Here is a 13,093-nt window from a genome sequence, read left to right as displayed (position 1 = left end):
CGATGCGAGACGGTGGCAGTGCTTTCCTGCATGCGGATCTGCTCCCGGAGTCGACGCTGAAGAACGTCGTCGACACGATGGTGCACCTGGTGGAGTTCGCCGGTGCGCTGGTCATTTTCGTCGGCGCGCTCTGGGCGTTCGTGCAGCTCCTGAGGGGTGCGGTGCCATGGGGACGGGCCGACAAGGGCGGTGCGCGGGAGCCGCGTTGGGAGTTCAACCGGATACGGCTCTCCCTGGGGCGGTTTCTCACGCTGGGACTTGAGTTCCAGTTGGCCGGGGACATCCTGCGCACGGCCATCGCCCCGACGTTCACGGAGATCGGGCAGCTGGCGGCGATCGCGGCTATCCGTACCGTCCTGAACTATTTCCTGGGCAAGGAGATCGAGAAGGAGCGCGAGGAGGTCGAGCGGGTGCCCGGCGGGGAGCCCGCGATGAGTCCGGCGGTCCCGTCATGACGACGGTGCTGCACCAGGTGGCCCTGCTGGTGACACTGCTGGGGTTGCTCTCCGCCGGCTGCGCCGCCCTCCGCCTGCGCCGGGTCCAGCCCACGGTCGCTCTGCTGACCGACTTCCTCCTGGCGGCGGGCCTGATCCGGCTGGCCGCGGCTCCGTCGTGGATGTCGCTGACCACCGCCGCGGCGACCGTTGCCGTCAGGATGCTGGTCAACGCGGGGCTGCGCGCCCTGGATGCGCGACATCCATGAGGCAGCGCAGCGGGCAGCCTCCCGGCCTCACACAGGTGTCGATCCTGGCGGTCGTGGCGTCGCCCGGGTCGTCGCGGCGGACCACGACGGCCGCCGCCCGTACGTCGGGGTCCTCCAGCAGCACCGCGCGGATCTCGTCCGGCCCGATCCGGAAGCCGCCGGATCTTGACCTGGCCGTCGATCCGCCCGAGGTGTGCGAGGCGGTCGTCCGGGCGCAGGCGTCCCAGGTCGCCGCTGCGGTACATGGCGCCGCCGGTGAAGGGGTCGGGAACGAAGCGCCGTGGGGGGCAACTCCTCCCGGCCGAGGCAGCCGAGTGCGACACCGGGGCCGCCGACGCAGATCTCACCCGCCATGCCGGGCGGCAGCAGCCGTCCGGCCGGGGCGGTCACGTACAGGTGCCGGCCGGGCAGCGCACGCCCGGCCGAGCGGGTCGACGCGAGCGCCGGACGTCGGGTGAGGGTCTGCTCGGTGATGTGGTCCGTCGTCTCGGTGATGCAGAACAGGTTCACCGCGCGGCAGACCGACTCCCGGTCGGTGAGGCGGGGTGCGCGGACCGTCAGCCGGACTGCTGGGAGGTCTGCTCGGCGGATGCGGCCGGCTCGGCCGGGTCGGGGGCGGTGTAGTACACGGACGTGCCCTGCTTGCTGCGCTGGGCCTGGTTCTTGGCGACGAGCCCTTCGAGTGTCGTACGCACCACCGTGGTCTTCATCGCGCGCTCGGGATGCTGCTGTCCCAGGGCGGTGGTGATCTCGGCGGCCGACCGGGGCTCTTCCTGGTCGGCGAGGTGGTTCCGTACGAGGTCCACCAGCTTGGGCAGGGCAGGCTGCGGGGCCGGTGCCTCGGCGGTGGTCTTCTTGCCGGCGCGCTCCTTCGCCGGGGCGGGCTGCTTGGCCTTCGTCCGCTTGGCCGCGCCGGACGACGCCGCGGACTTCTTGCGGGGAGCGGGCACCGCCTTGACCGGCTCGGCCGCAGGCGCGACGGACGCCGCCGGGACACCGAGGGCCTGCTGGAGGTTCACCAGAACCGTGTGATCGTGCCGTACCGCGGCCAGTTGCTCCTGCAGCGCTTCGATCTCACCGCTGAGGCGTTCCTGCTCCTTGAGATTGCGTTCCAGGTCGCCGGTCACCTGGGCGCTGTACTGGGAGGTCAACTCGGTGACGGGGGCGGTGGTTTGGGACATGATGCTCACACCCTTCCTGGAGGCCGCGGCCGATGGGCGGCGAGCCCATGGCGTACGCGAAGTCGAACGTTCATGCTGTCTCGGCTGCTGCCACGCGAGGAGTGGCAGTTACAGACGCACATCTGTGTCGTAGCGATAGTACGGAAGACAGCCCGTAGTTCTCTCCCGTATGACCTTTCCGGACCAACAGGACCTCCTCGGCCGTACCTGGTGCAGGGCCCGGGCGGCTATGTGTGGTCACGCAGGAAGGTGGGGATCTCGTCGCGGGTCGGGTAGTTCGGCAGGGGCGCGGGCTCGCTCTGAAGGAACGCGGTGATGACGGCGGCGGCGCGGTCGTTGTTGTCGTCCAGGCCGTTCCACATGTGGTGCCCGACTCCGGGCATGTACTGCGTGCGCTGGATGGCGGAGTCATGGGCGAGGACGGTGGTCGCCCATTGACGGACCTGGGAGGAGCATTCGGCGATCATCAGCATCGCGGGGATCCGGGAGCGCCTCAGTCGCGGAGCGATGGAGGGTGAGTCCTTGACCGTCTGCTGGACGCGGAGACTGGCGGCGGGGCTGAAGGAGAAGTTCTGTGCGGTGTCCTCGGCCGGGATCCGGTGGGCGTCACGCGCACAGTAGGCGGATGCCGTGTCGCTGCCGAGGTCGGCGGCGGTGAACGCGTTGTCGCCTTCGGCCTGTCCGATCAGTCCGGTGTCGGGGGTGAGGAGTCCGAGTCGCATGAGGCCGAATGCCGCGGCGTACCGGGGGACGTGTGTCGATCGCGGTCCGGTCATGGCCGGCGCGAGGCCCCGTGCGGATTTTCGGCCCTTGTGCCCGTTGATGTGTGCGGTGGGGCCGTCCATGGGGCCGGGCTCGGCGATGATCGCCCGGTGCAGGCGTGCGGCGACGCTCGGGTCGGCCAGGGCTCGGGTGAGCACGGCCCCGCCTGCGGAGAATCCGAGGATGTCGACCCTGCCCCTGCCCAGGCGGTCGATGAAGGCGGCGAGGTCGCGGACCGACCTGGAGATCGTGTACTGGCCCATGGGGAGCAGGTCGCTGCGTCCGCCGCCGGCCTGTTCGTAGGCGTAGACGTCGTAGCCCTTGCGTGCCAGAAGCTGCAGGAACCGGTGGTCGAGCAGTGAGATACCGCGGACCGGTCCGCCGTTGAGGTACACGAACGGGAGGGGATGCCGGGGGCCGCGCTCTGCGGGCGGGTAGTGATACACGGCGACCCGGCTGCCCGTGGCCAGACTCCAGTGCTGCGTCGCCACGAAGGGCAGGGCGGGCGGGTACCTCCGGGCCGTGGGCACCGTCGGGACACAGACCGACGCCGTCAACGCTGCCGCGACGACCACGGGCAGGAAGGGCACGAGCCGCGCCGCCCGGGTGCGACGCCGACCCCGCCACAGTGCGACGACGGTCCCGACTCCAAGGGCCGGCAACCATGCGCCGAGCCCTGAGCCCGCCCCGTCCGTGAGGACGATCAGGACGAGAAAGACGCCGATCAGCGCCGCGACGGCGGCCAGGGTCAGCAGTAAGCGGCCGGTGAGGCGGGCAAGGCATGGGGCGAACGTGGGCACGGTAGTCCTCCGAGGTTTCCAAACGCTGTTTCAAAACGACGTTACCAAAGAGGGTAGGCTCCTCGTCATGGGTAGGCCGAGAACGAACGACGAGACCGTCAAGGAGCGACTGGTGGAGTGCGCGACCGAGTTGCTCGCCACCCGTCCGCAGGAGTCGGTCACCGTCCGCGCCGTGGCCACGGCCGCCGGGACGTCGACGGCGGCCGTGTACTCGCTGTTCGGCGGCAAGGACGGGCTGATCGAAGCGGTACGCGACGAAGCCGTCACCGGCCTGTTCCAGTCCCTGACGGCGGTGCCGACTTCCGAGGACCCCCTCGCCGACATCTACTCGCTGGCGGTGGCGTACCGACGATGGGGGCGGGAACACAGCCACCTGTACTCCGTGCTGTTCGGTGGGGTGCAGTCCTTCGAGCCGTCGGGGGCGGTCGGTACGGGTGACCCCGTTCGACCGCTCATCGCGGCAATCGACCGGGCCGTGACGGAGTCCGTCCTCGACGGCCGGGCGACGTCGATCGCGCTCTCGCTCTGGGTGACCCTGCACGGGCTTGTGGCACTTGAACTCGCCGGCGCCCTCGACGCCCCCACGGCAGAGGCCGCGTTCTCCTCGACGATCCACGCCACGCTGCGCGGATGGGCGACCCCCAAGGTGTTCCGCAGCCTTCGCCGTCGCTCGGAGCCCGCTTGAGGCCGTTGAGCTCGACCATGGGTGCTCGTCCAAGGAGGATGCGGGCGGCGATGTGGACGGGCGGTCCGCCGGTGACGGCCTGCCTGGTCGCGTAGGCCGGTGGCTTCCCGTGTCGCCCGGGCGATCCCGGCAGGACACGGGCCGCTTCGGTCAGTTGTCGCCGTCCGCCGCGTCGGCGTGCAGGTCGAGGGTCCAGTTCTGGCCGACGAGGTCGTGGCCGAAGCTGTGGTGGCGTTCCTCGTCGGCGAGGGTGAAGCCGAAGCCCTGGTAGATCCTGCGCGCCGCCACCAGTACGTCGTTGGTCCACAGCGTCACCCGCTCGTAGCCCGCCTCACGGGCGAAGGCCAGGCACGTCGCGACCAGGCGTGACCCGAGGCGAAGACCCCTGCCCTCCGGAGTGACCAGCAGGATCCGCAGCTTGGCCACCTTCGGCCGGTCGCCGGCCACCAGGAAGACGCAGCCCACGCGCCGGCCGTCGACCTCGGCGATCCAGGCCGCCTCACGGGCCGGGTCGTGTGTGGCGCCGTAGTCGGCGACGATCTTGGCGACCAGGACCTCGAAGTCGGTGGTCCAGCCGAACTGCTGGGCGTAGACCTCGCCATGGGCCATCACCACCCATCCCAGGTCGCCGGGACGGTCCGCGCGACGCACGACGACTTGCTGCTGAACCTGCTGCGACATGAGCTGGACTCCTGGCCCCGTGATCGTGCCCCCATCGACTGAAACAGTTGTTTCAGTTGCGTTAGGCTAGCCCCGTGCCCCAGGAAACGCCAACACCCTCCGCCCGGCAGACCGAGCTGCTGGAGGCGGCGTACCGGTACGCCCTCGCCCACGGCCTGACCGACCTGTCACTGCGCCCGCTGGCCGAGGCCATCGGCTCCAGCCCGCGGGTCCTGCTCTTCCTCTTCGGAAGCAAGGACGGCCTGCTGCGGGCGGTGCTGGCACGTGCCCGCGCCGACGAGCTGGCGCTCCTGGACCGGGTCGGGCAGCCCGACCGCCCCGCCGGGCTGGTCCCGGCCGTCGAGCGGGTCTGGGCGTGGCTCGCCGCGCAGGAGCACCGGCCCCTGCTGCGGCTGTGGGCCGAGGCGTACGCGCGCTCCCTCGTCGAGTCCGACGGGGCCTGGGCCGGTTTCGCCCGTACGACGGTGGAGGACTGGCTCGGCGTCCTGGCCGACTGCCAGCCGCCGTCCGAACGGGACGGCGCGGACGGCGCCGCTCGCCGCACCCTGGCCCTGGCCGTACTGCGGGGCGCCCTGCTCGACCTCCTCGCCACGGACGACGAGAAACGGCTCACCGAGGCCGTCGAGCACCAGCTCGCCCTGCTGCAGGACTGAAACGCGGGCCGGGCGCACCGGCGCCCCGCTCCCGGCCGTCACCACACGCACGGCAGTTCGACCTCGATCACGGTCGGCCCTCCGGCGGGGCTGACGACCGCCATCGTCCCGTCCAGCGCGGCCACCCGTCGCCGCATGCCGAGCAGTCCCGAGCCGCCGGCGTCGGCGGCGCCGCCGCATCCCTCGTCCGCGACCCGTACGCGCAGACCCCGCCGGACCCGCACCAGCCGGACCTCGGCATGGGAAACCCCGCTGTACTTGGCGACGTTGGTGAGCGACTCGGCCACCACGAAGTAGGCGGCCGCCTCCACCGCCGCGGGCGCCCGTACCTCCCCGTCCATGCCCACGACATCCACCGCCACGTCCAGACCTTCCCCGCTCCCGGCTTCTCCCGACCGGGGAGTCCCCCAGCTCGCCGCCAGTGCTCGCACCGCGCCGACGAGGCCGCGGTCGCTCAGGATCGGGGGGTGGATGCCGCGCACGACCTGCCGCAGCTCCGCCAGCGCCTTCTCCGCCTGCTCCTGTGCCTCGTCCAGCAGCCGCAGAGCGGTCTGCGGATCACGGGCGAGAGCGCGCTTGGCGATTCCGATCCGCAGGGACAACGCCACCAGGCGCGCCTGTGTTCCGTCGTGCAGATCCCGCTCGATACGGCGCAGTTCGGCGCCGTGCGCGGAGATCGCCTCGGCCCGGGTCGAGGCCAGCTCCTCCACCCGCGCGGTCAGCCGGACCTGCGGGGACGGCTTGAGCAACGCGGTCGACCAGTCGGCCTCCAGATCCGCGAGGCGCACGATCAGCGGCAGGACGACCGCCTCGCGGCGCAGCGGTCCGCACCGCACGCCGTCGACGACCAGCCCCACCGGCCACAGCGGCAGCGCGACGGCGAGCAGCGCGCCGTACCCCCAGTAGGCGACCATCCAGCGCGCGTCCGTGCGGGTGCCGGGATCGCGCACGGCCTTCACCACCCGCTCGCGGATCGTGCCGGTCAGCGGCCGGTACACCTCGGGGATCCGCACCCCGGTCCACGCGGCGGTCAGGTTCCGCTTGGCACCCGCGATCCGCCGGAGCAGCAGCACCGTCTCGGGCAGCAGCCAGGCCCCGACGACCACCACCGTGCCGACGGCGGTGATCAGCAGCACGGTGATGAAGATCCACATCCCGAAGGCCATCGCCGCGGCCAGGGCGAGGTGGACCGTGGCCCGCCAGGCGCGCCGTACCGTCTTCCCCATGGGAAAAACGCTAGACGATCGGGGTTCCGACAGCGGTCGGGTGCGCCCCCTCTCGGGGGTGTAGCGGGCTACACCACGGGTCGGGGAGCGCGCTGCCTCGTGGCGGCGCGGCGGCGACGGGATCGTGGAGGGCAGACATCCCGGGCGCCACGAGCCCCCCGTACCGAAGGAACCTCCATGAAGCCGAAGTCGCCTCTCGCCGTGGTGAAGTCGTTCGTCGCCGACCTGCTGCTCTGGACGTTCTTCGTCGCCGGCCTGGCCGCCGGCGCCGGTGCGGGCGCCGTCCTCGACGGCACGGAGAAGAACGCGGCGACGATCGTCGGGATGGCCGTCTCGCTGTTGGCGGGCTCGCGCATCGCGAAGAAGCCGAAGATCAAGGCGTTTCTGTCGACGCGGCCGGTGCTGTGGTTCCTGTTCCTGTTCAACGGCGGCGTCGCTGTGGTCTCCTACCTCACCATGGACGGCGCCAAGGGCATCGCGACCGCCGCCGGTATGGGCCTGGTCGCGCTGGGCGCGGCCGGCGGCCTGGTGAGCGGCCGCCGCAACGCGGCCGGCCGTCCCGAGCAGCCCACGCCCGACCACTCGGTCACCGGTTGGTAGGACGCCCCCGGCGTGGCGTGGCGGCCGGGTCCTTCTCGGCCTGGGAGCGGGCCCTCGGGAACTCAACAGTTCTTCTTGACGAACTCGATGTTGCCGAGCCAGGAGCCGAGGAGGGTCACGCCCGCGCCCCACAGGACGCCGCCGATGACGTTGAAGACCAGGAACGAGCGGCGAACAGGTGCTTCCGCTCGACGTCGGTCATGCGCAGCGCCTTCGCGACCTCCCGCCGCAGGCAGCCCCGCACACGCCGCTCCGCGCCGCGGTCGGGAATGCCCGCCTGCTCGGGGGTGATGTTCGCGCGCCGGGAGATCAGGAACTCCCACACCTCGTCCTTGGTGCTCATGACCTCCACGTCAAAGCCGGCGCAGGCACCACTGGGACGGCCTGCCGGCACCCGGCACAGCGCCCCGCGCCGGGGCCGGCTGATCAGTGGGCCCGCGCGGGCCGCTCTGGAGGAGGGCTGGATTCTGCCTCGGGCGGTCGTCCACGGCCGTGGCCCCCCGGTGCCCGGGTCTGCAACGCTCGACCGGAGATCCAGCGGACCAGGAGACACCGTCGCCGGTGTCTCGAAGACCCCTTGAGAGGGAGTTCCGCATGCCCCACTCCGCGTTGTCCGTCCACCTCCCCCTTGGCGCCGACCCGGCGAACGAGGGCGAGGAAGCCGCCCTGGGCACCCTCCTGCGCCAGTTGGTCCTGGCCGTCGGGCCGCTCAACGTGCTCCAGGCCGGCTGCCCGTACGAGTCCTCCGCCGTCCAGCTCGCGGCGGCGCTCAGCGAGAACGGGCGGGGCCGGGTCATGTGCTGCGACGCGGACACCGCCCGGTCGCAGAGAGCGGCCGCGGCGATCGAGCGGGCGGGTCTGACCCCGTACGCGCAGATGCGGGCCGGCAGCCCCGAGCGGGTGCTGCCGGCCGTGCCGGGGCCGGTCGACCTGCTGCTGCTCGGCGGTGTGCCGGAGTCGCATCTGCCGCTGCTCCGGCTGCTGGAGCCCCGCATGCTGCCGGGCGCGGTGGTCCTGGCGTACGGCGTGCGCCGGTTCGCCGCACGGTGCGCGGAGTTCCTGGCGTACGTCCGGCCGCGCGGCGGCGACTACGTGTCGCTGCCCCTGCCCTTCGGCGCCGGCGTGGAGATGGCCGTCCGCGCCTCCTGAACCGCCGGCCCGCCCGCCCACCGTACCCAGCGCGACCGAGAGGAGCGATGTGTCCAGCCCTGCCGTACCGCAGTCCCTCGCCGAGGGGCGCCCCCGTCCGACCGGCGACCTCCACGCCACCCCGTACGACGCGCCGCCGGGCCGGGACCCGGCCGCGATCACCAGCACCCTCGACCTGCTCCGGCTGATCCACCACCGGGCCGCCCGGCGCGCCCGCCGTCACACCGAGGAGCGCTGATGGCGCCGGGAACCGTGCGCGAGGCGCTGGTCCGGTACTGCCTGCGACCCGTGCTGCGCTCGCTGATCGCCTACGGAAGCATCCACGTGGTCCCCTACTGGCACCCCGACCTCGGTCCCGCGCCCTACGCGTCCGACGAGCCGTCCGAAGGCGCCCTCGCCCACGACGACAGCCTGCCCTACAGAACGTCTCGAGCACCGCTCCAGAGCGGACCGGAAGCCTGGCGCTGACACCCCCTCCCGATCCTCCCGAGGAGAGTTGCGATGAGCGATGAACGACTGGTCGGCACCTGGACCACCCAGCTGGACGACGACGGCAAGGCCGTTCCCGGCCTGGTCTCCTTCTCGGCCGACGGCGGGGTCGTCTCGACCCAGCTGAACACCAAGAACATCGGACTGGGCACCTGGCGCTCCACCGGCCCCGGCACCTTCGAGTACGGGTTCCACATCCTCGCGGCGGACCCCGAGGGCAACCACGTGGGCGAGGCCCATGTCCGGGTGGAGGGCGAGTTCGTCTCCGACACCCGCTGGCAGGGCTCCGGCGGCGCCAAGTTCTACGACCCGCAGGGCACCGAACTGCGCGGCCACTCCGGCTCCAAGGTGACCGCCGACAAGTTCGGCGTCGACGACTGATGCTGCGCGACCGCATCCGGGGCGAACTGGTCGAGCCGTCCGACCCCGGCTTCGCCCTGGCCAGACAGCTGCAGAACACCGAGTACGACACCGTCCGGCCGTACGCCGTCGCCTACTGCGCCGCGGAGGACGACGTGGTGGCCTGCCTCCGCCATGCGCGCGAGCACGGACTGCGGGTGCACATCCGGGGCAACGGCCACAGCATGAACGGCTGGTCGACCGGCGAAGGGCTGGTCGTCGACCTGTCCCGGATGAACCACGCCGTGGCCGACGGACCGCACGTACGGCTCGGCGCGGGCGTCCAGTCCCTCGACGCGCTGGCCGCCCTGAAACCGCAGGGCCGCCAGATCGTCACCGGCACCTTCCCCACGGTGAGCGTGGGCGGATTCCTGACCGGCGGCGGCATCGGCTGGCAGACCCGCAGGTTCGGCACGGGCAGCGACCGGATCGCCGCCGCCCGGGTGGTGCTGGCCGACGGGCGCGTCGTGCGGTGCTCCCCGACCGAGGAGCCCGACCTGTACTGGGCGCTGCGCGGCGGCGGGGGAGGCAGCTTCGGCGTGGTCACGGAGTTCGAGGTGCTGCCCGTCGACGCCCCGGCCCTGACCTCCTTCGAGACGCTCTGGGCGTACGAGGACGCGGTGGACGTCCTGACCGCCTGGCAGGAGTGGTGCGTCAACGGGCCGGACGAGCTGGGCACCTCCCTGGTCGTGCTGCCCGGCATGTTCGGCCCCGGCGGGCGTCCCGTGGTCCGGGTGTGGGGCGTGCACCTGGGGCCGCCCGCACAGCTGGAGGCGGAACTCGACGCCCTGACCGAGCTCGCCGCGGCCAAGCCGCTCAGCCGGACCGTCGGCGCCCGGGGCGCCTACTCCGACGTGATGCACGAAGCGCTCTGCGGATCGCAGACCGTGGCCCAGTGCCACCGCACCGGCACGAGCGAGGAGGCACAGGGCCACCGCCACCCCTACACCCGGCAGAGCTACCGGCTGACCGGACGCGCCGCCACCCGGGCGGAGTCGGCGTCCCTGCTGGACGCCTGGGACCCGGCACTGGACCAGGACGGCCGGGAACGCTACCTGCTGTGCATCGCGGTCGGCGGCGCCGCGAACCGGGTGCCCGCGACCGCGACCGCGTACGCGCACCGGGACGCCCAGTTCCTGATCGGCTATCAGATGGCCTGCCGCGACCCGGCGGCGGACCCGGACGCGCCCGGCCGCCTCACCGCCTGGGCCGACCGGGCGGCCGCGGCCCTCGCCCCGCTGGCCTGCGGCTCGTACATCAACTTCCCCAGTTCCCGGGTGAGCGAGGACTGGGAGACCGACTGCTTCGGCGAGAACCGCGCCCGCCTGAGGGAGGTCAAGCGGGCGTACGACCCGGACGACTTCTTCCGGCACGCGCAGAGCATCGGCGGCCGGCCCCCGACGACCAAGGCGGCTTCATGAAGACGGATCTGCACGACAAGGTGGTGCTCGTCACCGGCGCCTCCTCGGGCATCGGCCGCGCGACGGCCGTGACCTACGGCGCCGAACGGGCCCGGGTCGCGATCACCTACCACACCAACGAGGCAGGCGCCCGGGAGACGGCCCGGCTGGTGGCCGAGGCGGGCGGCACACCGCTCGTGGTGCGCTACGACCTCGCCGACGAGCAGTCCGTACGGGACGCCGTCGGCAGGGTCGCCGAGGAGTGGGGCGGCCTCGACGTCCTGGTGGCCAACGCGGTGGTCTGGAGCGAGGCGATCCCACGCCCCGGCCGGCCCGTACCGCGCTTCGAGGACGTCCCGCCGAAGCAGTGGCAGGAGGTGCTGCACACCTCCGTCGAGGCGGTCTTCCACACCGTCCAGGCCGTTCTGCCGGTCATGCGGGGACGCGACTGGGGCCGGATCGTGCTGATCGGCGCGGGCCTGGCGGACGCCGGCAAACCGGGCGCCGGAGCCTACGGCGCGGGCAAGTCCGCGCTGTTCGGCCTGATGCGCAGCCTGGCCTGGGAGCTGGGTCCCGAGGGGATCCTGGTCAACATGGTGGTGCCCGGCCAGACGGCCACCGAGACGGTGCGGGCCAACGTGCCCGCCTCCTTCCTGGAGGAGAAGGGCAAGAGCCTTCCCTCCGGGCGGATGTCCGAGCCGCAGGACGTGGCCAACGCGGTGGTCTTCCTCGGCTCCGCCGCCAACGGCAACAGCAACGGCGAAACCCTCCGGGTCACGGGCGGGGCGTGACCCGTTCGCCGCCCGACGAGCCCCGCCGTTCTCGAGGGATCTTCCAAGCCCCCTCGAGAACGGCGGGGCTCAATGGCGTGCGTCGGGAATCGACTCAGGAGGCACGACATGACGGAGACCACCAGCCCACCCGCCGGGAGCCAGGCGCCGGCCTATCCGATGACCAGGCGCTGCCCCTACCAGATGCCCGTGGGCTACGAGGAGTTGCGCGAGCGCGGCCCGCTCTCGAAGGTCACCCTGTACGACGGTCGCCAGGTGTGGCTGGTCACCGGGAACGAGGTCGGCCGGACCCTGTTCCCCGACCCGCGGCTCTCCTCCGACGTGCTGCACCCGAACTATCCCTTCCTGGCTCCCCGTATCGCCGCCCAGACCCAGCAGCGGGCCGCACCGCCGCTGGTGGGCGTGGACGATCCCGAGCACGGGCGGCAGCGGCGCATGGTGATCCCCGGCTTCGGCATCCGGCGCGTCGCGGCGCTGCGTCCCGAGATCGAGCGCATCGCCGAAGGGCTCGTCGACGAGATGCTCGACCGCGGCAGCCCCGCCGAACTGCTGGCCGACTACGCCCTTCCGCTGCCGTCGGCGGCGATCTGCGCGCTGCTCGGCGTGCCGTTCGAGGACCGCGGCTACTTCGACGAGCGTTCCCGGCACGTGCTGTCCTCCTCCGGGGAGGGTGAGGCCGAGCTCGCCCGTACGGCCTTCACCGAGATCCTCGGCTATCTGCACGAGCTGATCCGCAAGAAGGAGAAGCAGCCGGGCGACGGTCTGATCGACGAGCTGATCGCCCACCAGCTCGAGGACGGTTCGGTCGATCACAACGAACTGGCCATGATCTGCTCGCTGTTGCTCGTCTCCGGACACGAGACCACCGCCAACATGATCGCGCTGGGCACGGTCACCCTGCTCGAACACCCCGAGCAGCTGGCGCTCCTGAAGGCGGACGACAGCCTGCTGCCGGGCGCGGTGGAGGAGTTGATGCGTTTCACCTCGATCGGCGACGTGCTGATGCGGGTGGCGGCCGAGGACATCGAGATCGCCGGGCAGACCATCCGGGCGGGCGACGGCGTCGCCATGTCCACCATGCTGATGAACCGCGACCCGCACGCCTGGGACGACCCGGACGCCTTCGACATCCGGCGCTCCGCCGGCCGGCACGTCGCCTTCGGATACGGCATCCACCAGTGCATCGGCCAGAACCTGGCCCGGGCGGAGATGGAGATCGCCTTCCGCACCCTCTTCCGGCGCGTCCCCGGCCTGCGGGTACCGGTGCGCGCCGACCAGCTGCCGCTCAACGCCCCGTACGTGCTCCAGGGCGTCGCCGAACTCCCGGTCGAGTGGTGAGCGAGGACCGGGGGATGAACATCACCATCGCGACGGATCGCTGCATCGGCGCCGCCCTGTGCGCGATGACCGCGCCGGAGGTGTTCACCCAGGACGACGACGGAGTGAGCCGACTGCTGCCCGACGGACCCCAGCACGCCCGGAACTTCCCGGTCCGCGAGGCGGCCAGGGCCTGCCCCGTCCAGGCCATCACCGTGCACGAGGACTGACCCGCCGCCGTGCGGGCAGGCAGGTCC

General features: G+C 72.0%; 18 protein-coding genes and 1 pseudogene. 13 read left to right on the top strand and 6 right to left on the bottom strand.

Annotation, left to right across the window (positions count from 1 at the left end; all coding sequences use genetic code 11):
* Positions 1 to 2: 2 nt before the first annotated feature.
* Positions 3 to 455 (top strand): DUF1622 domain-containing protein, encoded by a 453-nt coding sequence (locus tag ABZ464_RS20960; protein ID WP_359279110.1) that lies wholly within the window; start codon positions 3 to 5, stop codon positions 453 to 455.
* Positions 452 to 703: a hypothetical protein gene (locus tag ABZ464_RS20955; RefSeq protein WP_359279108.1), complete on the top strand. Its 252-nt coding sequence runs from the start codon at positions 452 to 454 to the stop codon at positions 701 to 703. Before ABZ464_RS20960 ends, ABZ464_RS20955 begins: the two co-directional genes overlap by 4 nt.
* Positions 704 to 740: 37 nt before the next feature.
* Here ABZ464_RS20955 and ABZ464_RS20950 read toward each other — a convergent pair.
* The 3 genes and pseudogenes from ABZ464_RS20950 to ABZ464_RS20940 all read right to left on the bottom strand — a co-directional run.
* Positions 741 to 1,222, bottom strand: a pseudogene (locus ABZ464_RS20950) (AMP-binding protein); the annotation flags it as partial.
* Between the two features lie 38 nt (positions 1,223 to 1,260).
* Positions 1,261 to 1,884, bottom strand: coding sequence for a hypothetical protein (locus tag ABZ464_RS20945; protein WP_359279106.1), 624 nt, complete (start codon positions 1,882 to 1,884; stop codon positions 1,261 to 1,263).
* Positions 1,885 to 2,111: 227 nt separating this feature from the next.
* Positions 2,112 to 3,446 carry an alpha/beta hydrolase gene (locus tag ABZ464_RS20940; RefSeq protein ID WP_359279104.1) on the bottom strand — a complete coding sequence of 445 codons (1,335 nt, stop codon included), beginning with the start codon at positions 3,444 to 3,446 and terminating at the stop codon, positions 2,112 to 2,114.
* A gap of 67 nt (positions 3,447 to 3,513) precedes the next feature.
* Between ABZ464_RS20940 and ABZ464_RS20935 the strand changes: the two genes are divergently transcribed.
* Positions 3,514 to 4,131 (top strand): TetR-like C-terminal domain-containing protein, encoded by a 618-nt coding sequence (locus tag ABZ464_RS20935; protein WP_359279102.1) that lies wholly within the window; start codon positions 3,514 to 3,516, stop codon positions 4,129 to 4,131.
* 150 nt (positions 4,132 to 4,281) lie between these two features.
* Here the strand turns inward: ABZ464_RS20935 and ABZ464_RS20930 are convergent, their stop codons facing one another.
* Complete coding sequence (locus ABZ464_RS20930; protein ID WP_359279100.1) at positions 4,282 to 4,812, bottom strand: GNAT family N-acetyltransferase; 531 nt, start codon at positions 4,810 to 4,812, stop codon at positions 4,282 to 4,284.
* Positions 4,813 to 4,886: 74 nt separating this feature from the next.
* Here ABZ464_RS20930 and ABZ464_RS20925 point away from each other — a divergent pair, with 74 nt between their 5' ends.
* Positions 4,887 to 5,465 carry a TetR family transcriptional regulator gene (locus ABZ464_RS20925; protein ID WP_359279098.1) on the top strand — a complete coding sequence of 193 codons (579 nt, stop codon included), beginning with the start codon at positions 4,887 to 4,889 and terminating at the stop codon, positions 5,463 to 5,465.
* A gap of 38 nt (positions 5,466 to 5,503) precedes the next feature.
* Here the strand turns inward: ABZ464_RS20925 and ABZ464_RS20920 are convergent, their stop codons facing one another.
* Entirely contained in the window at positions 5,504 to 6,691 is a 1,188-nt protein-coding gene (locus tag ABZ464_RS20920) for a histidine kinase (RefSeq protein WP_359279096.1), read from the bottom strand.
* A 177-nt stretch (positions 6,692 to 6,868) separates the two neighbouring features.
* On the opposite strand from ABZ464_RS20920, the gene ABZ464_RS20915 reads away from it, so the two are divergent.
* Entirely contained in the window at positions 6,869 to 7,291 is a 423-nt protein-coding gene (locus ABZ464_RS20915) for a hypothetical protein (RefSeq protein WP_359279094.1), read from the top strand.
* A 115-nt stretch (positions 7,292 to 7,406) separates the two neighbouring features.
* On the opposite strand, the gene ABZ464_RS20910 is transcribed toward ABZ464_RS20915, so the two are convergent.
* The gene (locus ABZ464_RS20910; RefSeq protein ID WP_359279237.1) at positions 7,407 to 7,634 is read right to left on the bottom strand and encodes a hypothetical protein; all 228 of its coding nucleotides are present in this window, start codon (positions 7,632 to 7,634) and stop codon (positions 7,407 to 7,409) included.
* Between the two features lie 251 nt (positions 7,635 to 7,885).
* Between ABZ464_RS20910 and ABZ464_RS20905 the strand changes: the two genes are divergently transcribed.
* The 8 genes from ABZ464_RS20905 to ABZ464_RS20870 all read left to right on the top strand — a co-directional run bounded on the left by ABZ464_RS20905 (position 7,886) and on the right by ABZ464_RS20870 (position 13,066).
* Positions 7,886 to 8,440 carry a class I SAM-dependent methyltransferase gene (locus ABZ464_RS20905; protein ID WP_359279092.1) on the top strand — a complete coding sequence of 185 codons (555 nt, stop codon included), beginning with the start codon at positions 7,886 to 7,888 and terminating at the stop codon, positions 8,438 to 8,440.
* A 49-nt stretch (positions 8,441 to 8,489) separates the two neighbouring features.
* Positions 8,490 to 8,678: a hypothetical protein gene (locus ABZ464_RS20900; RefSeq protein ID WP_359279090.1), complete on the top strand. Its 189-nt coding sequence runs from the start codon at positions 8,490 to 8,492 to the stop codon at positions 8,676 to 8,678.
* Positions 8,678 to 8,908: a hypothetical protein gene (locus tag ABZ464_RS20895; protein WP_359279088.1), complete on the top strand. Its 231-nt coding sequence runs from the start codon at positions 8,678 to 8,680 to the stop codon at positions 8,906 to 8,908. The genes ABZ464_RS20900 and ABZ464_RS20895 overlap by 1 nt, the downstream gene beginning before the upstream one ends.
* Before the next feature lie 33 nt (positions 8,909 to 8,941).
* On the top strand, positions 8,942 to 9,310 hold the full coding sequence (locus ABZ464_RS20890; RefSeq protein ID WP_359279086.1) for a hypothetical protein: 369 nt from the start codon (positions 8,942 to 8,944) through the stop codon (positions 9,308 to 9,310).
* Entirely contained in the window at positions 9,310 to 10,749 is a 1,440-nt protein-coding gene (locus ABZ464_RS20885; protein ID WP_359279084.1) for an FAD-dependent oxidoreductase, read from the top strand. Before ABZ464_RS20890 ends, ABZ464_RS20885 begins: the two co-directional genes overlap by 1 nt.
* Positions 10,746 to 11,519 (top strand): SDR family oxidoreductase, encoded by a 774-nt coding sequence (locus ABZ464_RS20880; protein ID WP_359279083.1) that lies wholly within the window; start codon positions 10,746 to 10,748, stop codon positions 11,517 to 11,519. The genes ABZ464_RS20885 and ABZ464_RS20880 overlap by 4 nt, the downstream gene beginning before the upstream one ends.
* 108 nt (positions 11,520 to 11,627) lie before the next feature.
* Positions 11,628 to 12,857, top strand: a complete 1,230-nt coding sequence (locus ABZ464_RS20875; RefSeq protein WP_359279081.1) for a cytochrome P450 — start codon at positions 11,628 to 11,630, stop codon at positions 12,855 to 12,857.
* 14 nt (positions 12,858 to 12,871) lie between these two features.
* The gene (locus ABZ464_RS20870; protein WP_359279079.1) at positions 12,872 to 13,066 is read left to right on the top strand and encodes a ferredoxin; all 195 of its coding nucleotides are present in this window, start codon (positions 12,872 to 12,874) and stop codon (positions 13,064 to 13,066) included.
* Positions 13,067 to 13,093 lie beyond the last annotated feature (27 nt).

Source organism: Streptomyces sp. NPDC005820 (assembly GCF_040630255.1).
GTDB lineage: Bacteria > Actinomycetota > Actinomycetes > Streptomycetales > Streptomycetaceae > Streptomyces.
Note: the sequence above shows the minus strand (reverse complement) of the source record. Positions and strands in the feature narration are given on the sequence as shown.